The following is a 20,152-nucleotide window of genomic DNA, read 5'->3' as shown; positions in this document are numbered from 1 at the left end:
AATGTCTCAGTTAAAGGTCACGATTGCTTCAAGTTGTAATCAAGGCATTAAATCAATTAATGAAGATGCCATAGAAAGCCACGTGCCAGAACATCAACATAGTATTCAGTATAAAGGTATAACAGCAGTGTTGGCTGACGGTGTCAGCACTGCTGAAGCAGGCAAGGAAGCCAGCTATTATGCTGTAACACAATTTATAGCAGATTATTATCAAACACCCGATACCTGGTCAGTAGGGCAATGTGGCCAAAAAATACTGACCAGTATCAACCTCAATTTATATAAAAAAAGCCATGCTTTCCATACTGAACTTAAGGGGTTTCTAAGTACCTTTAGTGGTGTCATTATTAAATCGATGACAGCACACCTGTTTCATGTTGGCGACTCACGCATTTACCATATCCGCGGGAGTAATATTACCCAACTTAGCCAAGACCATGTTGCTTTTATGGGAGAAAAAAGCTCGCTTGCAAGGGCGCTTGGTATGGATAACAACCTGACGATCGATTATCGTAAGTATGCATTAGAAGAAGGTGATTATTTAGTACTAACCTCAGATGGTGTGCACGACTTTCTCGACCCAAACATATGGCCACACTATTTCGCAAAACACCCTAATTTCCAACAAAGTGCAGATCAACTTATCAGCTTAGCACTTGAGAATGGCAGTGATGATAATTTAAGTTGTATTGTGATCCGTATCGATCAATTACCGAAACAAACTCTAGATGATTACAATACGAAATTAACACGACTTCCCTTCCCTCCAACATTAGAACCAGGGTATCAACTTGATGGTTTTACCATTAAAAAAGAGCTCTTTGCTTCAAGTAGAAGCCAGCTATATTTAGTAACAGATAACCATACTGGGGTTGAGTTAGTTATGAAAACCCCCTCCATAAATTTTGAAGACGACACCCACTACATTGATCGGTTTATTCAAGAGGAGTGGATTGGACTTAGAATCGACAGTGATTATGTGGTTAACGTAATCAAACAAAATCGCAAACGGACTTTTCTTTACTACCTTATGGAATATATTGAAGGGGTCGGGCTTGATGATTGGATAATCAAAAACCGTGATGCCAAAGCCAGTGTGAAATTTTCCCTAATCGAACAAATAGGCCAAGGTCTGATGGCGTTTCACAACAAAGAAACAGTGCACCAAGATTTAAAGCCCGGCAATATTTTAGTCATGCCAAACAACCAAATTAAGATTGTAGATTTTGGTTCTGTATTCGTGGCTGGTGTCGCCGAAATATACTCCCCTATTCAACATCAAGGGGCACTGGGCACAGCAACCTATTCCGATCCCAATTATCTGTTTGGTCAAAATACAGGGGTACAAGGTGACGTCTACGCCCTTGCAACCATTTGTTATGAAACTTTTAGTCTTGCCTTGCCTTACGGTAAAGAGATTGAAGAATGCCAATCACGCTTTGACTTTGATCGCCTGCGTTATACCAGTATTACTGAGCACAATCCGATGATCCCGATTTGGTTCGATCGCGCACTGGAAAAAGGTGTTAAATTTGAACCACTGGAACGCTATGGCACCATTGAGAACTTATTAGCTGACTTGCGTGAACCCAATGCAAAGTTTTTATTCGACGACCCAAAAATCCAAAAAGACTCATCAAAACTGTTGTTTTGGCAAATTCTATCTGGTTTTTGGGTACTGATGCTGATTATCGTTATTATTTTATTCTCACAAAAATAAGAGACTGTCTCTAGTCCTTAACCATCCCGGCCATCAATACGCGCTGAGAAGAGTACCTTTGCATATTTAATCACAAATAACCCGTAACTAATGATCCAGATAATGGCTGAAAATATTAGATTCATTTGATAATGTTGCCAAAACAATGGGAACATTACGCGCCACACAACACCTATCACAAATATCATAAATGCAAATGACATTACTCTGCCAACTTGGATCATACGTCCCGTATGACCAAGCGAAACTCGTGAGATCATAGCCAAAACCATTAATCCAATTCCACCGACGGTGATGCTATGATAGGCCAAGGATATTGAAGTATTTAGACCTAGCTCAACTAAACCAACCCCCAACAGTCCAAAACACATAAACCAATAACTGAGGTGTAAGGGCCACACTAACGGCGTCGTAAACGTTACCCAGATGCGCCAGCGCAAGGCGCGAATAAAGTTAATTGTGGCTGCGAAAATATGTAGAAAACCCTTTACTTCTGATGATAAAACAAACGCATGTGAGAAAATAACTAACACAATACTCATAATTGAAAGGGTTTCTAAAAGTGGTATAGCCGCAACTTTTTCTGTACGAGTACCATTTGCCGTAAACATTGGAAAGACACGGCCGCCGATAATGCACATCACTAAACTTACCATCAGTACCATCATATGACTGATTGCGCTATAGCTTATTGCAATAACACCATACAATGACAAATACATCACTGCGTTAAGCACAGCCATAATTAGTAAAATCGGTACAAACATAATATTGCGCCATTGCTTTACCAAAATAATAGGGCGAGCGAGGAAAAATGCGGCCAAGGGTAGAAAAATCAGGTCTATTCCGATGCTAACAGTTTCAAGTTCAGGCGGTGTAAAGATGAGTAACACCCGCGCCAAAGCCCATAAACCGAACAACCCCATCAAGCTATAGCCCTTAATACTTGGCTTGCCTGTCCAAGTTTGTACAGCGGTAAGTAAAAAGCCAACAACAATTGCACTGGTAAAGCCAAATAGCATTTCATGAATATGCCAAAAATGTCCGCCCCCCAGCGGCGAAAAATTCAATGTGCCCGATAAAAAACCAGCCCATAGTGCGATCGCTAATACACTAAATAACGATGCGAACCAAAAAAAAGGCCGAAAAGCTAAACGGAATAGTGGCACTGTGGTCATAGCTTGCGGCTTTGCGCCGAGTTTTCCATCCGAATGTAAATGCATTAGTTTATCCTCCAGTAAATAATCAGCCTGCTTCGCCAGCCAAAGTTAAGCCTGCAATATTGTGCCAATAACCATTGACCTCTTTCGTTTTGTCTAGCTTTCGATAGTGTGGCTGTTTTGCCTGTTGCACAAACTGATTGATCACATCAAATGTGTTATCTAATTCAGGGCTAATACGCATAATATCCACTAGCCCATGCATACTCCTTTGCTCGTTGATTAAGTTATATTTAAGTCCAGATTGGGTTTGAATGCCATTGATCACAAACACCTGACTGCCATCTTGACTGAATGCGGTACGCCCATTTGGGTAATCAATACAGCACAACTCACATTGATCTTTTGAGCGATTTAACGAACGCGCAGTAAAACAGCGTGCTGAATAGGCAAGTGGTAAGTGACCGTAACTAAATACTTCAACCGAAAACTGATCGCGTTTATCACGGATCGCAGTTGAATTTAATATATTGCTGAGCCAATCTCGAGATAGTTCCACTGGCATCACCCAGCGCTTCATCCCTTTTGCTAGTAGCTGTGCTAGTGTTTCTCCGTTATAACAGTTGATCGCGGGGCCAACCACAAAAGGAAAACCTGCCTTTTCAAGCAACGCAATCGCACCGAGATCGTTTGCCTCAATCCTAAATTCGCTCGTTTGACAGAGTCTTTTCAATTGCTGGTAATCAGAAGGCGTTTCGAGCAGCGCCATGGTTGAGAGCACAACCTCTTTGCCAGCGTGAGTTAATTGTTCTGCGATTGTCAGCCAATCTTTCATTTTTAATTCACGTCGTTTAGCGCACACTGTTTCACCTAGGTAAACAATGTCAACATCACTTTGTGCCGCTTGCTGATAGAACTCGTATACGTTTCTTTTTGGCCAGTAATACGAAATAGGCCCTAATGAATACCTCATAGCCGTTATTTCCATTGTTTATGATATGCCCCTAGCGTCGTTTGGCTACCTTCAGATAATGCAGATAAACACGCTTCTGCTTGTCTTGATGGGGTAAACTGTGATGGGTTGGCAAGGCAGTTATCAATCGCTTCACGCCAAGTCCGTGTTACTTCACTCACATAGGCCGCAGAACGTTGCCGTCCTTCAATTTTAATCGCTGCAATTCCTACTGCCATTAAATCAGGTAATAGCGCCATACTGTTTAAGCTGGTTGGCTCTTCCAGTACGTGATAGCGCTCGCCATCAATATCAAATCGGCCTTTACATAACGTTGGGTAACCTGCTTTTTCACTGTCAGTAAAACTGTCAATCACCACCTCATTGAGCAGCGTTGTGAGCCTGCCCTGTTGCTGCTGATATTCAACATATTTTGCTGGCGAGCATGCACCTGCAGTATTAGGGGACTCTCCGGTAAAATAAGACGATAAATAACAGCGCCCTTCAGCCATAATACACAAACTGCCATAAGCGAATACTTCCAACTCCACTTTGACATGACGCGCTAAATTTCGGACGTGATGAATCGAAAGTACACGTGGTAACACCACCCGCGTTACCGCAAAATTATCAACTAGATAATTTATTGCCCCGATATTCGTTGCACTGGCTTGAACCGAGGCATGTACTTCAATATTTGGATAACGTGTCGCGCAATATTCTAAAACCGCTAAATCGGCAATAATTAATACGTCTGCGCCTATCGCGACAGCTTTATCAACTGCGTGATACCACCTTTCAATCGAACCTGGATGGGCAAAGGTATTAATCGCTATATGCAAGCGACGCCCTGCTTTTTTAATGTAGTTAATACCATTTTCAAGCTGTCGCGGGTTAAAGTTTAACCCGGCAAAATGACGTGCATTCGTTTCATCTTTAAAGCCGATATAAACGGCATCAGCCCCAGCATCAACCGCCGCTTGTAGCGACGATAAACTGCCAGCAGGGCATAAGAGCTCCATAGGGGCTACCTGTATTAAAACCATAAGTGTCAATAAAGTACGTATATTTGCAAACGGTAAAATTGATCTAAGTCAATAAACAATAGTCAAATCAATGAAATACCCCTATTTGTTTTTATCGGTTAACAAAGAAGGTAGTGAACCTACCTACTCGGTTACTCTGGGCAAATCTTAAGAGGTAGTTTCATCGCTGTTATACACTAATTTGATTTAGATTAAGTTTCTCTTTGATGTCCAAGGTAATGTAAATTTTATTTTGTGAGATTCAACCTATGTTAGGTCCAACAACTATGTCGTTAATAAAATGTCTTGTTAACACAATGCCTACTGGAATTGCAGCCTCGTTGCATGTGATCCCTGACCACATTAGCTACTCATTAATAGCCAAAGTACTCAACGTTGTTTTTAGAGAAGAACGACAACATCATGAGCTGGATTTTCTTGTTGGCAAATCGATCAAAATTGATGTGACAGATATTCGATTTAGTTTTGCTATTACGCTTGAAAATAATCAATTCGTTGTTACAAACTCATCCACCGCTGATACCGTGTTTAAAGGTGGTTTCAATAAGTTTGTACTACTTGCAGGACAACAGACTGACCCTGACATGCTTTTTTTTAACCGCGACCTAGTCATAAGTGGTAATACAGAATTGAGCTTAGAGGTTAAAGGGATAATCGAGAACTTCGACAGAAGCCGTCTTCCAAAACAACTCAATCAAATTCTAATTACTCACTGTCAACTGATCCTAGAATAAGGAACCACTAAGATGATTACTCTGACTGAATACTTTGAAACCGATCACAAGCGCTTAGATTTACTCTTAGCGCAATTTAAAAGCAACTTAGAAAATGATAAAACGCGGGCCATAGGGCTTTTTGAAGCATTTGAGAGTGGGCTTCGTAAACATATTTTGTGGGAAGAAAGCGTACTTTTTCCATTTTTTGAAAAAAAATCGCAGTTTAGTCATGGACCAACACATGTAATGACTAACGAGCATATCGAAATTTTACAGCTTGTATCACAAATCCAACATAGTTTAACTGACGAACCGAATAAATCCCATGTTCTCTTCGAAGAGTTAGTGAATTTACTCACCAAACATAACCATAAAGAAGAGAATATATTATACCCATTGGTAGACCAAAATGCGTCTGAAACAGAGCGTTCACTTATGTTTATGATAATGGAAACGGGCCAAGTTGCTTAGCTGTTGTCAATCCCCATTGACGCAAGCATTCAATGGGGAATCGGTGTTAACTTTTCATTAAAAAAGCGTCTTAGCTAGCCACAAGTTCAACAGGGTTATGTTTTCGGTCAAATACAACATAGCGCGCAATATTTTGCCCACTCATCACATCATTCGTCATCTTAGTTAAGTAAGGCTCAGCATCTTCAGAGGTTGGCGGCTCACCTTTATCACCACTTAAACTTGCGATAAACATAAAATCCCAGTTTTTCGCAATTTCATCGGCTTCTTTTACCAAGTCATCAAAGGCATTTATATCTGAAGGCAGTTTGTCTACACACATTACTGGTGTAATGGTACCTTTTTGCTGACTTTTATTTTTTTTACTCTCACTGCTTACTTCTGCAAACAAGAAAAGTAAACGTTGTGGATCGGGTTGTTCATTAGCCATTTCGACTAAATCTGAAAGTTTTGAGATCATAGCTTAAACCTAGTTAGGGATACTTGGAAAATAGTATTGATCTGGTTAAGAATTTAAATACTCCTAAATGGGTAATCATAAGTTCAAAACAGGTAAATAAGTCTTTTAAATAAAGTTTAGTTGTTCATGGGATGAACAATCTTGAAATGACTTTTATATCACGCTAAGTTAAATTTCATTTTTCTATAATCATATTCATCCTAATGACTACACAAACTTACTTCTGCGGTATCAAACTGACACTGCCATCTGATGAAGAAAGACGAGCGCTGAAGCAACGCGTTTTAGACGCTAGAAAAGAAACAAAAAACAAATCTGATAGTACAGGTATTCCAGACTCTGTTTTTATTTTAAGAGCAAAAAGTGAAAAAGCGAGCCGATAGGCTCGCTCTAGTTACGCATTTTCAATTTGTTCACACCAAACTTGAATTGCTACTTCAAAATACTCTTTTGGTGGCAGCATGAAAATACTTTTAAACTCATCCGTAAATAAATCACAGAACTCGGTAATTTCATCAATATAAGTAAGTAGCAATAACAACATGTCATTGCCCTCCAGATACCGTTCTGCAAAATGAAGATCGGTCTCCTCAAATATGGCTTTTGAAATCGATATACCAAGTACCTTGCCCACCTCATCTCGATGTAAATAGATATATCGGGTAAACCCCAGTTCTATTTCACCACCTGTGTCATTAACAACGTCTGCCAATAGTAATATTGTACTTTTGTCATGTGATGCCCACTTTGATTTAGAAATACGCTTATATTTACGGATAAATTGATTTTGGCTCATTTTAAAGTTCCTACTTTATGTCTTTCAAATTAAGTAGGAACACGTTGGGGGAATTATTAAGTTAGTCGTAAAAATCTAAAATAAGCTGCTCATCAAAATAATCATTTTCACGGTCTACAACTAAATTTGGAGTGTTCCTTAATTCATCAAATATTGTGAGGTAACTGATGAATAAGCGTTTGGTTAGTTCGTATTCAAAGTCATCATGTTGGCTGTAATGTGGATCTAGAGTGCGCTTCCAAATGTCCTCATACGTAAGTTCACTGACTCCTGCATTTAATTCACAAAATGCATTTTCAGCCATGTAAATTGCTGAGCCTAAGTCATCGTTTGCTTTTAATAAATCAACGGTCGAAATTCGTTTCATATTCTTTATTCCTTTTTTTATTAGTTCAAATCTAACTAGGAACAGACCATGAAAATTATTGTTGAAGAACTAAGAAATCTAGCTTTACTGAGCAAATAATAGCGAGTGGGGAGTACATATTTTTTTGTGGGGAATTTTAGGAGAATTATGGGGAATATATTTTAACGATGTAAATTATTGATTTTATTAGACAAAAAAGCACTCGATTTCCAAGGGTATTCTACCCATGCATACGACGAGTACTTTATATTTTTTACTTTCCTTGCTCATATATTACTGCCTCAATTACCTGCAAATCAAAAACTCAGCTTTGTCTAGATTGTTCTATTTTACAATATCTTAAAAAATATTAGTTCAAGAGCCAAGTTTAGCGGCTATTCAGGTTCTTGTGATTGATGAGGTAGCCAGGTTAACAATTTATTGAGTAAATTAGTTTCAACAATTGGCTTTGATATGTAGTCATCCATGCCTGCAGCTAAACACTTTTCTTTATCACCCACCATGGCATTTGCAGTCATGGCGATTATAGGAACTTTTTGATAAAAGCTGCCAGCTTCGCCCCTTCGAATTGCATTTGTAGCATCGTAACCATCCATTTCTGGCATCTGGCAATCCATTAAAACAAGGGTAAATGGCTTTTCACTATCGCAAGCTGCAAGGGTAGAAATGGCATTTTGTCCGTTTTCAGCAATGGTTACATCCATCAGCCCTAGTTTATTTAGCGTGCTCTCAGCTACAATTTGGTTTACCTGATTATCCTCGGCTAATAATATGCGAATTTGGCTATCCCAAGCGATTGGCTTATCACTGTGCTTAGTTTGTAGCGCTTGAATGTAATGCCGTGTTACAAGTGGGTTTGCTTGTTTAAGTGCTTCACCACCGTCAACAACAATTGCTAACGCATCTAATAAATCTGATGTGGTTGCAGGCTTTGGAAAATAACCAGAGAAGCCCAAATTAGCAAAGAAGTTCGCATCCCCTTGATCGTTCATTGACGTCATCATGATAAGCTTGGTCGCATGAAGATTTGCATGCTGTTTAATCATTTGACCTAGTTGTGCACCATCCACATCGGGCATTTGCATATCTAGAAAGGCAATATCAAAGCATTTTTGATGAACATCGTAATATTCTTCGCACACTTCAATTGCTTGCTCTGCTGAAATTGCCTCTATAACGGTGGCTCCCCAAAATTCTAGCTGCCCACGCAGTACATCTAAATTAGTTTTGTTGTCATCGACAATCAAAATCGTTAATTTTGAAATATCAACGGTTGGAATAACGGCCTGTAACGAGTCGCTTTTGCCCAATAGTATTGAAAACTTAAAGCAGCAGCCCTTGCCAAACTCGCTTTGTACACTAATATCACCGTCCATTAAGCTGCATAGTTTTTTAACAATTGCCAGCCCAAGCCCGGTACCGCCGTATTTTCGTGTTGTTGACGCATCAACTTGAGAAAATGATTTGAATAGTTTTTCTTGTTGCTGTGCAGAAATGCCTATTCCTGTATCGGAGATCTCACATTGCAATTGCAAAAACGCATCATCATAGTCTGTCAGCCCCGCTTTGATAACAACCTCACCATGGGCAGTAAATTTAATCGCGTTACCAACTAAGTTATGTAAAATTTGACGCAATCGGTTTGGATCGCCTTTTACCGTTTTGGTATGCACATTGGTAATATCAAGCACCAGCTCTAGCTTCTTCTGATGTGCTTGAATTGCTGCTGCCTCAGCAAACTCACCAAGCATAGCGCGCAAATCAAACTCAAGGCTCTCAAGTTCGAGTTTTCCAGCATCTATTTTTGAAAAATCTAAGATATCGTTTAATAAGTTAAGTAACGCATTTGCACTGCTAATCGCCACATTTGTACGGTGAAGTTGTTCTTTTGATAGATCGCTATTTTGTAATAAATTAAGCATGCCCAACACACCGTTCATTGGGGTGCGAATTTCATGGCTCATGGATGCTAAAAATTCACTTTTCGCTTTATTTGCGTGCTCAGCTTGCAGTTTTGCTTGTTCGAGTGCTTTGTTTGTTTCAATTCTTTCTGTCACGTCTTGTTGAATACCCACAAACGCAACAAGCTCTTTGTTATGATCGATCACTGGTGATATTTGCAAGCTGTTCCAAAATTGTTTGCCGTCCTTACGGTAATTGACTAATTCCACACGCAATTTGGATTTTTCATTGAGCGCAGTATGAATTTTCCCTATTGCCTTTTGCGAAGTTTTATCGCCTTGTAAAAAACGACAATTGGTCCCTATCACTTCTTGCCCGTAGCCAGTAATTTTTGTAAAGCCACTATTTAAGAATATCAGCGGCATATCGGGTGCTTTGGCATCGGATATTGTGATGCCCAAATTACAAGCTTCAATAGCTTGAGCAAGCAAATCGTTTCTTTCTTTAGCGGCTTTTAATGCATCTTGATCACGCTTTTGAATGGTAATGTCTGTCAATGATCCCGCCATACGCGTCGGGTTACCTTGCTCATCCCTAAGCGCTGTACCTTTAGCGCGATAAAAGCGATAGCTACCATCTTTATTTTGCAACCGGTACTCTATGTCGTAAGGTGTGTTATTTTGTAAATGTTGCTCAACGCAATTGTCTACGCGCGCTTTATCATCTGGATGAACGGCTTTATCAAAGCTAGCTAATGTACTTGGAAAGGCTTTTTCATCATCACCCTCATAACCCAGTAACTCTCTAAAGCGAGGGGAGTAAAATACACTGTCTTTTGTTAAATCCCAATCCCAAAGCCCATCATTACTGCCCTCTACCGCAACTTTGAAACGCTCTTCACTTTGTTTTATGGCACGCTCCGATTGCGCTAATCGCCGATAGGGGTCTAACAGTAATTTGTGCCCAATCAGATAAAGCACAATCCACGCAATAACCAAACTAGCAACAATAGCAGAGGCTATTTTACCAATAACGCTCATGACTCTTTGTTCAACTAATTGACTATTAAATTTATAATTGAGCGTAAGCCCTGAATCCCCTAGCAAATAAGACGAAACTGATTGATATTCTAACGAGTTGTCTATAGTTGAAAATTCAAGCCAATCTCCCGTAAGGGTCACGGCATAGGTATCGCTATTAATCACATCTTCTAAAAGTAGATTTAAACTTCGGTCAAACTTAGCAATGAGTACTCCTTCGCTCAGGCCATTATATTTAATCGGCACAGCAAGCAAAAAGTAAGCGGCTGCGTCATGTTCAACAATCGTGATAACGTGATTTCTTTGCCCTAAAAGTAACTCTTCTATCCAATCGGTATTGGCCTCAAAAGAAGACTCAATGCTGTTACTGTAAATCAATTCATTCGCAATATTTACAATCCAAATAGGCTGCTTTTTGCCAACCAGCTGATAACTATTTAAATAATCGAAAAGTGAAGCATTAGACACATCACTGCCCATTACACCGTTGATTAATATAGGTTGCTTAGCAAGGTCGTGTAAAAGTTGTAACCGTGTTTCTAGAAATTGCTGAACATAACGCGCACTTAATTGCGCTTCTGTTTGCGCCGTTTTACTGTGGTATTGACGCATATTGTTATCAGTTGTGTAACCAACCAATACCGCGCTTACTAATACCGATAGCAACAAACTCAATAATACAAAAAGCAAAAAAGCGTGGTTAGCGGATAACTGTGCTTTGCGCGTCTCTTTACTCATTACACTCTCTTAATTTTCAAACACATTTATGCCGCCATCAGGCATGTATTTCGCCATGCATAAGTCTTCTAAACCAAGCGCTTCATGGGCATCTGGAGAATCGCTCGACCACACAGTAAATGGCTGTTGATAGGTTTTTATCAGCCCTTTAACAGGCTTCTGCAAGTTTTCGAGTTGTTGATGTAATAAAGCTCGCGTAGTTTTTATGTCATGATTGAGAGGAATATTAGCTAACGCATTTAAAAGCACATTCGCTAGGTCATAGGCATGAATAAATCCTGCAGGGGCTGGTAACGTTGCTGCGTTTTTAAACTGCTCTGGAAAGAGTATTTTTGCATTTTTTGTTGCTTGATTTGCAAGTTCTGATTGTGCATCGCGTAGTGAAAAACAGCTCTGAATAAAACTCAAATCCACATCTTTTTTCAAATACTGTTTAACATTATTGAAAAAATCACCTCCCGTGATACCCCAATGGCTAATAATCGGCATACGTATACTTGAAGGCAGACTCGCCATTGCCTCAACAAATTGTTTACCTTCTACTGCGTTACCCACAAACAACAGGCAATCCGCTTTGCTTGATGCAATATCTCGCAGCATAATTTTTGCCTTGTTCAACTTGGTATTCCAACTAAACCAAGTAACATTGGCCTCACCTTGTTGTGCTAGTGCTTTACTCATCGTTGCGAAATTAGACTTACCCCAAGGCGTTTGTTCCAATAGCATATGTGGCCGCTGACAATTAAGCTGTTGTTGTGCGTAGCTTACGATTCTGTAACCCGCTTTAGTATCATCAACCGACAAACGAAATACCCAATTATCCGGCTCAGCATGTCGAGTAATAGGGCCACCAGCAGCCCACGGGACTAATAATAAAATTTCGTTTTGACTGATAAATTTTTTGTATTTGATGTAGGGAGGAGAATGCAAACCACCAAGCACAAATAAGGCATTTGGATCTGCTAAAAACTGCTTCATATGTCGTAAACTGCGATTACTGTTACCACGGTGATCTTTCTCAATAAAATTAAATTCGATATTTTCGAAGTTAGCTTGTTGTTGAGCAAGCGCGGTCATAAAGCCCATTTTCATTGCATTTGCCGACTGCCCATGCGTTGAATAATCAGAATCGTGATAAATATTGAAAACGCGTTTTTCAGCAACTACTTGTAATGATGTTAACAACAAAGCTAATAGGGTAACTCGGTATATCAACTGCATTTTTAAAGTCTTTTTGGTATCTCGTTACATAAACAATAGTCAATAAAAGCAAATTTAGTGAAATTGATAACCACATCATTTTATTAATTATTATTGCATCACATTACTAAACGGCTACTTTGACTATTTACCTTGCAGAACATCAGTTAAATTGCGTTAATCGTTTATATACTGTACCCTGCTCGGCCGCCGTTATAAGAGTACGTAAAATGCATTTCTCAGACTTAAATCTTTGCCCTGAAATAAACCAAGCAATTAAAGAGCAAGGTTATGAAAGCCCAACGCCAATTCAAGAAAAGTCGATACCAGCAATTTTAGCTGGTCGCGATGTGATGGCTGCTGCCCAAACGGGTACGGGTAAAACAGCAGGATTTACGCTGCCAATGCTAGAAATGCTAAGTAAAGGGCCAAAAGTACGCAGTAACCAAGTGCGTGCCCTTGTACTTACACCAACACGTGAACTTGCAGCGCAAGTTTGGCAAAGTGTAGCCACATACAGTAAGCACCTTTCATTGTCATGCCAGGTGGTTTATGGCGGGGTCAAAATCAACCCACAAATGTTAAAGCTACGCAAAGGGTGCGACATTCTCGTTGCCACCCCTGGTCGTTTACTTGATCTTTACCAGCAAAATGCCCTTAAGTTTGATCAGCTTGAACTATTTGTACTCGACGAAGCAGACCGTATGCTAGATATGGGCTTTATTCACGATATAAAACGAGTGATTAAAGCACTGCCTGAAAAGCGTCAAAATTTACTGTTTTCAGCAACCTTTTCTGATGATATTCGCGCACTTGCAAAAGGCCTAATTAACGACCCAATCGAAATCTCGGTTGCCCCTGCCAACACCACGGCAAAAACGGTAACCCAATGGGCCTACCCTGTTGATAAAAGTAAGCGTACTAGCCTGCTTAAACACTTAATAAAAACCAATAGCTGGCGCCAAGTATTGGTATTTACCCGCACCAAACACGGTGCAAACCGTTTAGTTCGCGACCTTGAAAAAGCAAAAATTAATGCCGCTGCAATTCATGGTAATAAAAGCCAAAGCGCACGTATGAATGCCCTTAACGGATTTAAATTAGGTGAAATTAATGTGCTTGTTGCAACAGACATTGTTGCCCGCGGCCTTGATATTCAAGAGCTACCTTATGTAGTTAACTTTGACCTGCCAAATGTGTATGAAGATTATGTTCACCGCATTGGCCGTACTGGCCGAGCAGGTGCATCCGGTGAAGCAATTTCATTCGTTACAGAAGACGTCGCAGCAGATTTATTTGGCATTGAGCGTCTAATTCAAGAACTAATTCCACGTAAAATTGAAGCTGGTTTTGAACCACAAAACCCTGTACCAGAATCAAAGCTAGATACGCGACCAATAAAAGCTAAAAAGCCGAAGAAACCGAAAAAGCCAAAAGAAAACACGAGTACTAACGATAAGGTAAAAGCTGAGGCAAAAGCCATAAGCAAACCAAAGAAGAAAAATACATCACATAAATCTAAGCCACAAAGCGCTGATAAACCCAAGCAAAATGGCAAAGGAAAAAGTGAAAACAATGGGCAAAGCAAACGCCCAAGACGTAAACCAAATAATGTGAAATTTAACGCCAATAAATAATTTGAAGCCAGCATTCGCTGGCTTTTTTATGTGCATCTAAAAGTGAGTTTGTTACACTGCAAGAAAGTCATTCGTTAGTTTTTACATGGAAACTGTTGATAGTTTAATCATTGGTGCAGGGGTAATCGGTTTAGCCATAGGTGCTGAGCTGAGTAAACAACAAAATGTGATTGTTATTGAACAAAACGCACATTTTGGAGAGCATACCTCTAGCCGCAATAGTGAAGTAATCCACGCTGGCATTTATTACCCCAAAAGCAGTTTAAAGGCAAAACTGTGTGTTTCTGGTAAAAAACGCCTTTACGCGCATTGCTCATCATTTCATGTGCCTTTTCATAAAATCGGTAAACTTATCATTGCAACAAATAATGACGATGCAGAGAAACTTGAAACAATAAAACAGCACGCTAATGATAATTGTGTTAATGATTTAAGCTGGCTAAGCACAACGGAAATTAAACGCTACGCGCCTGAAATTAACGCAGTTGCTGCCCTTTTTTCACCTTCAACAGGTATTATCGATAGTCATCAATATATGCTTTCGCTAATAACCCAACTTGAACAAAATAATGGCGCATACGTCGCAAGAACGCGCTTTATAAACGCAAAAAAGTGCTCCAACGGATTTATTGTTACTCTCGATTGTGATGGCGAGATAATGCAACTTAACTGTCGCAATCTGATAAATGCCGCTGGGCTTTTCGCACAACAGGTTGCACAAACGATTGAAGGGCTGTCAGCTTCATACATACCAGCGCTTTATTATTGTCGCGGGCAATATTTTAGCTACCAAGGTAGTCACACATTTAAACACCTAATTTACCCTGTACCAGAGGAGCATGGCTTAGGCATTCATGCAACATTAGATCTGATGGGTCAACTTAAATTTGGTCCAGACACTGAGTTTATTGATTCGCTTAATTACCAAACAGATGAACACCAAAAAGCCAAATTTGTTACTGCTATAAAGCGCTATTGGCCAAAGCTAAACACCAATAAGCTTCATATAGATTACGCAGGTATTCGGCCAAAACTGCAATTAAAAGGTCAACAAGATTTTGTAATCCAATCCCATCGCGATCATGGAATACAAGGACTTATCAATTTATTTGGAATTGAATCACCAGGTTTAACCGCTTCACTTGCAATAGCAGAGTATGTTTGCTGCCAACTTGGCGAATAATTCCCTCTCTATCTAACCTGTTTGATCTAAAAATAATTGGACTTATCACCCTATCTTTATGGTCGGGTAACTAAATAGCCCCACTTCTTGCCAACAGCGTTTCACTTCAAGCGCTTCTTTAGCGATATTTTTAAAACGACAAAAACAATCAGTATTCAGTTTTAAAGCCAAATTAACACCATATAAGGTACAAATGAAAATAACACAATAATGATATTGAGATCGATTATTGTTTAGATTAACATGTCCGCGAAATTTTTACTTACTCTCAATGTTAGGTCTTTTGATATGAAATCTCGTACTTTTAAATTAAGTACTTTGTTTGTTGCCACTTCTTCAGTACTAGCAACTCCCCTTTTTGCCAACGATGAAACGGATAAAAGCATCGAAAAAATCGAAGTTTTAGGAAATAACCATTCAAACTACCTTGCAGTTGAAGCAGAAACCGCTTCAAAACTAGGTATTTCAATCAAAGAAACACCTCAATCGGTGCGCGTAATTACCCGTGCCCTTATGAACGACTTTTCACTTGATGATGTTAATCAAGTACTTGAAACCACACCAGGTGTATCTGTTGAGAAAATTGAAACAGACCGTACTTACTACAAAGCACGTGGTTTTGATATCACCAACTTCCAAGTAGACGGCCTTGGTTTACCGCAAGAAAACGGCTCTCTTCAAGGCACGTTAGATACCGCCATTTACCAACGAATTGAAGTAGTTATGGGTGCGAACGGCATGATGACAGGTGCCGGTAACCCATCTGCCACAGTTAACTTTATTCGTAAACGTCCTACCGATGACTTTCGTACAGATGTGTCAATTACTGCAGGTTCTTGGTCGAATATGCGTTTGGATGTTGACGTTTCTGGCCGCTTAAATGACTTTGCTGCTGGCCGCGCTGTAGTTGTTAAACAAAAACGTGATTCATACCTTGACCGTTACAGCGTAGAGCGTGACGTATTTTACGGTATTGCTGAATTAAATCTAACGGACACAACCACCCTAACAACTAGCCTTACTTATCAGCAAAATGACGCCGACAGCCCACTTTGGGGCGCGCTTGCGTTATATGATTCAAAAGGGCAACCAACAAATTACGATACATCTACTTCGACTGCTGCTGATTGGGCTTATTGGGATAACACATCAAAACAAGCCTTTGTAGAATTAGAACAACTTGTGGGTGATAACTGGAGTGTAATCGCACGTTATGCGCATACTCAAACTGAGCAAGATTCAAATCTTTTTTATGTTTATGGTACGCCGGATGCTGAAACGGGTTTAGGTTTAACCGGCTATGCAAGTGACTACCAACTAACAGATCGCCTTAACTTGTTTGATGTGTATGCAAAAGGTAGTTTTGAGCTATTTGGCCAAGAGCATTTAATTGCTGCAGGTGCGAGCGTTGCTGATATGGCATACCAAGATAGCTCATTATACGACTACACAACAGGTAATGGCTTCCCTGCAATGCCAAATCTAAATGACTGGGATGGCGTAGCGCCAGTACCAGTGTTAAAAGATGGCTTAAATGGCTCTCGTGTTGATAGTGAGCAAATTTCAGAATACGTTTCTGCACGTTTTTCAATCACAGATGACTTAAAACTACTTGCTGGTATTCGCCACACAGCTTGGGAAACAGACGGTTTATCCTACGGGAAAAATAAATCACGTGATGTAAGCGACACCACTTCACACTTAGGGTCAGTTTATCAAATCAACGACGATATTAATGTTTACGCATCGTACAGCGAAACGTTTGCCCCACAAGCAGAGCAAGATATTTCTGGCCAAACGCTTGACCCAATTAGTGGCGACACCAAAGAAATTGGTATTAAAACTGAGCTGTTTAACGATTTAATGATGTTAAATGTTGCATTATTTGATGCTGAGCAAGAAAACATTGCCGTTGCAGATGCTGAGAATTCGACACCAGACAATACCGTACATATGGCTGCACCAGGTATTCAATCACAAGGTTTTGAACTTGAGCTAAGTGGTGAACTTGGTTACGGCGTGAGTGCCAACTTAGGCTATACCTACACCGATATTGATGTTTCAGATACGGTAAATGCGGGTAATACATCTGCTGAACTTGTTAAAAATTACACGCCAAAGCAGGTATTTAAACTTGCAGCCAAATACGACGCTGAGTTTGTTGAGGGCTTATCGTTTGGTATGAATATGCGCTGGCAAGACGATATTAGTCGCGTACAGAAACAAGCTCCTCGTGTTGTCACGGAGCAAAGTGCCTATGCCCTAGTTAACTTTATGGCAAGCTACGAAATTAATTCACAATTAAGTGTTACAGCCAATGTGAATAATGTATTTGATAAAAAATACGTTAACTCACTTTATTGGGCACAAGGTTACTACGGTGCACCGCGTAACTACGCATTATCACTTAACTGGTCACTATAATAAAACTCAAAACGTTAAGGTCGCGCTATGCGGCCTTTTGTTGTTTTTATAAACGGACGTCACCGAATTATGAAAAAGAAACTCCACTTATGGCATCGCTACTGCGGGTTAGTCATTGCCCTACCGTTGATTATAATTTCGCTAACAGGCAGTATTTTAGTCTTCAAAGAAGAAATTGATCATTTCATAATGCCAAAGCTTGCCACTGTAAATGCCGCGCCAGGTACACGTCTTAGCTACGATAGTCTTCACAATACGATTAAGCAAAATTTGCCTAACTATCAAATTGGTAGTTGGGAAGTGTTTGACGATGGTAAAACTGCAGATAGGGTTTATGTACTAAAACACGGCACAGATACCTGGTCTAAAATCTATTTAGATCAATACCAAGGTGTTGTTCGCTCCAACCCTCAAGCGGTCGATTTTTACCTCACCGATTGGCTTTTAGACTTACATTATAAGTTTTTAATTGGCGACACTGGGCTTTGGTTTACAGGCACTATTTCGCTTATTTTGATGTTTATGGGCATTTCAGGCCTCATTATTTATCGCCAGTTTTGGAAGAAGTTTTTTACCTTACGTGTAAAAGTTAAGCGTATGGCCTTTTTCAGTGATTTACATAAATTAGTGGGAATTTGGTCAGCCCCTATTTTACTGATATTGGGCTTTACAGGGGTGTATTGGAATATTTCAGAGATCATCCATCATGAATTTGAGCATGCGGATGAACCACCACATTTAGTTCAAGGTCCTTTATATAACCATCAATTATCTATCGACAACTTAATGGCAACCGCTAAAACCCAAATGGGCGGTTTTAGAGCGACTTATTTAATGTTCCCTTATGAACCCGACTTACCCATCACGTTTTTTGGCGAAGTTGCAAATACCAGCTTTGTTACAAGCGAATATGCTTCAACGGTGAGCTTTGATAAAGAAACAGGAAAACAACTGCCTAATTATGATATTCGCGAAGCACCGTTTTTTTTAGTTGCGGTAGATAGCTTTCGCAAACTGCATTTTGGCTATTTTGCAGGGTTAACGAGCCGTATAATTTGGTGTTTAATCGGTTTAACACCACTCATATTTGCGATTACCGGATGCTATTTATGGCTTAAGCGCAGAAAACCCAAACGCCGAATGCAACATAAAAATGAGTACGTCACCTCGTAATTATGCCCGTTGCCGATTATAAATATATTCGGCAACGAAAAAGCATAAATAGCAATTAAATTCAGCAAGTTAAAAACATTTATAAAAATAAAATAAATATTTTATAAAAATAGATGTTGAATTATTGTGCGAACAGTCCCACTATTAATTTATAAGTAATTTTAAAGTTGTACCTTATGCTTCGTTTGTTGTTTGTAGTTACAGTGGTGTTTATGGCGCTTGGTCTAAGCCCTGCTACTGTTATTGCCAGCGATGTACAAGCATCCGTTATTAACTCTGATATTTCAGAAGATCTTAATCAGAATCAACTTGATTTAGATGATGTTGCGCTAGAGTTTAATTCTAGCAACAACCTTATACCCAACTATTTCCAACCAACCCAAAAAGTAAGTTCTGTTGTCTTTTCGCCAAGTGCGGTTAAACCTATAAGAGCACCACCTCTCCACTACTAGTTTTTATTCATATTTTGTCTTAAATCTAACAGTATTATTAAGGTGGTCGTTATGAACCAATTCACTTCATTTTCAACAAAACCGCTTCTTGATGGCGCAAGTTTATTTGCTCAAGTTCATGTAGACACTAGTGTGTCACTTTCTAGCCCCGCTTCATTTGTAATGCACGGGTTTCATCTTGAACCTCTGCAATATATCGATATAGATACCAATTTGGATGATGCCAACCGCATTTTAGAAAAAACCCATATGCGTACTAGTTTTGTAGTTGATAGCCAAAATCAATTAAAAGGGGTTATCTCAAAAGCACGTTTAGCCAGCAGCTATGTACTTAAAATAGCAAGTAAAAAAGGCTTAACACGTGCACAGCTTACAATTGGCGACATTATGGTGAAATTAGAAGAGATTGACACCGTGTCGGAAACAACACTCGCCAATGCCCAAGTAGGCGACGTGTTAAAAACCATGGAAAAAGCCAGTTACGAATATTTACTGGTAACAGGTGCTAATCAAAGTGAATTACGCGGTTATTTTGATTTAATCGATATAGCAAAGATCACAGGCTATTCACTTAACCAGGCTAAAAGCGCCAAGACCTTCAGCCAATTAGTTGATTCTCTGGTAAATCACAGCGAAATTTAAACCAACTTCAAGCCCAGCATTTTCCGCTGGGCTTCTGCAAAGTCGACTTAAGAAAAAAACAAAAAGTAAAAAA

General features: G+C 39.6%; 18 protein-coding genes. 10 read left to right on the top strand and 8 right to left on the bottom strand.

Features of this window, described 5'->3' with window-relative positions:
• Window position 1 precedes the first annotated feature (1 nt).
• Complete coding sequence (locus AAEU29_RS10355; RefSeq protein ID WP_421973254.1) at window positions 2–1,720, top strand: bifunctional protein-serine/threonine kinase/phosphatase; 1,719 nt, start codon at window positions 2–4, stop codon at window positions 1,718–1,720.
• A gap of 17 nt (window positions 1,721–1,737) precedes the next feature.
• On the opposite strand, the gene AAEU29_RS10350 is transcribed toward AAEU29_RS10355, so the two are convergent.
• The 3 genes from AAEU29_RS10350 to ubiU are packed head-to-tail and all read right to left on the bottom strand — an operon-like array spanning window position 1,738 to window position 4,854.
• Window positions 1,738–2,943: an NnrS family protein gene (locus AAEU29_RS10350; protein ID WP_421973253.1), complete on the bottom strand. Its 1,206-nt coding sequence runs from the start codon at window positions 2,941–2,943 to the stop codon at window positions 1,738–1,740.
• A gap of 22 nt (window positions 2,944–2,965) precedes the next feature.
• The gene (locus AAEU29_RS10345; protein ID WP_421973252.1) at window positions 2,966–3,853 is read right to left on the bottom strand and encodes a U32 family peptidase; all 888 of its coding nucleotides are present in this window, start codon (window positions 3,851–3,853) and stop codon (window positions 2,966–2,968) included.
• 5 nt (window positions 3,854–3,858) lie between these two features.
• The gene (ubiU, locus tag AAEU29_RS10340; protein WP_421973251.1) at window positions 3,859–4,854 is read right to left on the bottom strand and encodes a ubiquinone anaerobic biosynthesis protein UbiU; all 996 of its coding nucleotides are present in this window, start codon (window positions 4,852–4,854) and stop codon (window positions 3,859–3,861) included.
• Window positions 4,855–5,144: 290 nt separating this feature from the next.
• Between ubiU and ubiT the strand changes: the two genes are divergently transcribed.
• Together ubiT and AAEU29_RS10330 are read left to right on the top strand one after the other, a co-directional pair.
• Complete coding sequence (ubiT, locus tag AAEU29_RS10335) at window positions 5,145–5,612, top strand: ubiquinone anaerobic biosynthesis accessory factor UbiT (protein ID WP_421973250.1); 468 nt, start codon at window positions 5,145–5,147, stop codon at window positions 5,610–5,612.
• Window positions 5,613–5,624: 12 nt separating this feature from the next.
• Window positions 5,625–6,065, top strand: coding sequence for a hemerythrin domain-containing protein (locus AAEU29_RS10330; protein ID WP_421973249.1), 441 nt, complete (start codon window positions 5,625–5,627; stop codon window positions 6,063–6,065).
• 70 nt (window positions 6,066–6,135) lie between these two features.
• On the opposite strand, the gene AAEU29_RS10325 is transcribed toward AAEU29_RS10330, so the two are convergent.
• Window positions 6,136–6,525, bottom strand: a complete 390-nt coding sequence (locus tag AAEU29_RS10325) for a ribonucleotide reductase subunit alpha (RefSeq protein WP_421973248.1) — start codon at window positions 6,523–6,525, stop codon at window positions 6,136–6,138.
• Between the two features lie 203 nt (window positions 6,526–6,728).
• On the opposite strand from AAEU29_RS10325, the gene AAEU29_RS10320 reads away from it, so the two are divergent.
• Window positions 6,729–6,908 (top strand): hypothetical protein, encoded by a 180-nt coding sequence (locus AAEU29_RS10320; protein ID WP_421973247.1) that lies wholly within the window; start codon window positions 6,729–6,731, stop codon window positions 6,906–6,908.
• Window positions 6,909–6,919: 11 nt separating this feature from the next.
• Here AAEU29_RS10320 and AAEU29_RS10315 read toward each other — a convergent pair whose 3' ends face one another.
• From AAEU29_RS10315 to AAEU29_RS10300, 4 genes are all read right to left on the bottom strand, one after another.
• Window positions 6,920–7,321 carry a hypothetical protein gene (locus tag AAEU29_RS10315; RefSeq protein WP_421973246.1) on the bottom strand — a complete coding sequence of 134 codons (402 nt, stop codon included), beginning with the start codon at window positions 7,319–7,321 and terminating at the stop codon, window positions 6,920–6,922.
• A gap of 61 nt (window positions 7,322–7,382) precedes the next feature.
• Complete coding sequence (locus AAEU29_RS10310; RefSeq protein WP_421973245.1) at window positions 7,383–7,688, bottom strand: hypothetical protein; 306 nt, start codon at window positions 7,686–7,688, stop codon at window positions 7,383–7,385.
• 374 nt (window positions 7,689–8,062) lie between these two features.
• On the bottom strand, window positions 8,063–11,368 hold the full coding sequence (locus AAEU29_RS10305; RefSeq protein WP_421973244.1) for a response regulator: 3,306 nt from the start codon (window positions 11,366–11,368) through the stop codon (window positions 8,063–8,065).
• A gap of 9 nt (window positions 11,369–11,377) precedes the next feature.
• Complete coding sequence (locus tag AAEU29_RS10300; protein WP_421973243.1) at window positions 11,378–12,589, bottom strand: ABC transporter substrate-binding protein; 1,212 nt, start codon at window positions 12,587–12,589, stop codon at window positions 11,378–11,380.
• 209 nt (window positions 12,590–12,798) lie between these two features.
• On the opposite strand from AAEU29_RS10300, the gene AAEU29_RS10295 reads away from it, so the two are divergent.
• The 6 genes from AAEU29_RS10295 to AAEU29_RS10270 all read left to right on the top strand — a co-directional run bounded on the left by AAEU29_RS10295 (window position 12,799) and on the right by AAEU29_RS10270 (window position 20,079).
• The gene (locus tag AAEU29_RS10295) at window positions 12,799–14,205 is read left to right on the top strand and encodes a DEAD/DEAH box helicase (protein WP_421973242.1); all 1,407 of its coding nucleotides are present in this window, start codon (window positions 12,799–12,801) and stop codon (window positions 14,203–14,205) included.
• Window positions 14,206–14,290: 85 nt separating this feature from the next.
• Entirely contained in the window at window positions 14,291–15,388 is a 1,098-nt protein-coding gene (locus AAEU29_RS10290) for an NAD(P)/FAD-dependent oxidoreductase (RefSeq protein ID WP_421973241.1), read from the top strand.
• Window positions 15,389–15,676: 288 nt separating this feature from the next.
• Entirely contained in the window at window positions 15,677–17,812 is a 2,136-nt protein-coding gene (locus tag AAEU29_RS10285) for a TonB-dependent siderophore receptor (protein WP_421973240.1), read from the top strand.
• Between the two features lie 69 nt (window positions 17,813–17,881).
• The gene (locus AAEU29_RS10280) at window positions 17,882–18,985 is read left to right on the top strand and encodes a PepSY-associated TM helix domain-containing protein (RefSeq protein ID WP_421973239.1); all 1,104 of its coding nucleotides are present in this window, start codon (window positions 17,882–17,884) and stop codon (window positions 18,983–18,985) included.
• 176 nt (window positions 18,986–19,161) lie between these two features.
• Window positions 19,162–19,437 (top strand): hypothetical protein, encoded by a 276-nt coding sequence (locus tag AAEU29_RS10275; RefSeq protein WP_421973238.1) that lies wholly within the window; start codon window positions 19,162–19,164, stop codon window positions 19,435–19,437.
• 51 nt (window positions 19,438–19,488) lie between these two features.
• On the top strand, window positions 19,489–20,079 hold the full coding sequence (locus AAEU29_RS10270; protein WP_421973237.1) for a CBS domain-containing protein: 591 nt from the start codon (window positions 19,489–19,491) through the stop codon (window positions 20,077–20,079).
• The last annotated feature ends 73 nt before the right edge of the window (window positions 20,080–20,152 follow it).

The sequence above is a fragment of the Pseudoalteromonas aquimarina genome (assembly GCF_049257255.1).
In the GTDB taxonomy this organism is placed as follows: domain Bacteria; phylum Pseudomonadota; class Gammaproteobacteria; order Enterobacterales; family Alteromonadaceae; genus Pseudoalteromonas.
The sequence above is the reverse complement of the archived record's forward strand: the minus strand, read 5'-3'. Positions and strand labels throughout refer to the sequence as shown.

Coding starts and splice junctions, on each gene's coding strand:
- AAEU29_RS10320 (WP_421973247.1), top strand. CDS start 6,729: ATGACTACACAAACTTACTTCTGCGGTATCAAACTGACACTGCCATCT.
- AAEU29_RS10355 (WP_421973254.1), top strand. CDS start 2: ATGTCTCAGTTAAAGGTCACGATTGCTTCAAGTTGTAATCAAGGCATT.
- AAEU29_RS10290 (WP_421973241.1), top strand. CDS start 14,291: ATGGAAACTGTTGATAGTTTAATCATTGGTGCAGGGGTAATCGGTTTA.
- AAEU29_RS10315 (WP_421973246.1), bottom strand. CDS start 7,321: ATGAGCCAAAATCAATTTATCCGTAAATATAAGCGTATTTCTAAATCA.
- AAEU29_RS10270 (WP_421973237.1), top strand. CDS start 19,489: ATGAACCAATTCACTTCATTTTCAACAAAACCGCTTCTTGATGGCGCA.
- AAEU29_RS10305 (WP_421973244.1), bottom strand. CDS start 11,368: ATGAGTAAAGAGACGCGCAAAGCACAGTTATCCGCTAACCACGCTTTT.
- AAEU29_RS10300 (WP_421973243.1), bottom strand. CDS start 12,589: ATGCAGTTGATATACCGAGTTACCCTATTAGCTTTGTTGTTAACATCA.
- AAEU29_RS10325 (WP_421973248.1), bottom strand. CDS start 6,525: ATGATCTCAAAACTTTCAGATTTAGTCGAAATGGCTAATGAACAACCC.
- AAEU29_RS10310 (WP_421973245.1), bottom strand. CDS start 7,688: ATGAAACGAATTTCGACCGTTGATTTATTAAAAGCAAACGATGACTTA.
- AAEU29_RS10295 (WP_421973242.1), top strand. CDS start 12,799: ATGCATTTCTCAGACTTAAATCTTTGCCCTGAAATAAACCAAGCAATT.
- ubiU (WP_421973251.1), bottom strand. CDS start 4,854: ATGGAGCTCTTATGCCCTGCTGGCAGTTTATCGTCGCTACAAGCGGCG.
- AAEU29_RS10285 (WP_421973240.1), top strand. CDS start 15,677: ATGAAATCTCGTACTTTTAAATTAAGTACTTTGTTTGTTGCCACTTCT.
- AAEU29_RS10330 (WP_421973249.1), top strand. CDS start 5,625: ATGATTACTCTGACTGAATACTTTGAAACCGATCACAAGCGCTTAGAT.
- ubiT (WP_421973250.1), top strand. CDS start 5,145: ATGTCGTTAATAAAATGTCTTGTTAACACAATGCCTACTGGAATTGCA.
- AAEU29_RS10280 (WP_421973239.1), top strand. CDS start 17,882: ATGAAAAAGAAACTCCACTTATGGCATCGCTACTGCGGGTTAGTCATT.
- AAEU29_RS10350 (WP_421973253.1), bottom strand. CDS start 2,943: ATGCATTTACATTCGGATGGAAAACTCGGCGCAAAGCCGCAAGCTATG.
- AAEU29_RS10275 (WP_421973238.1), top strand. CDS start 19,162: ATGCTTCGTTTGTTGTTTGTAGTTACAGTGGTGTTTATGGCGCTTGGT.
- AAEU29_RS10345 (WP_421973252.1), bottom strand. CDS start 3,853: ATGAGGTATTCATTAGGGCCTATTTCGTATTACTGGCCAAAAAGAAAC.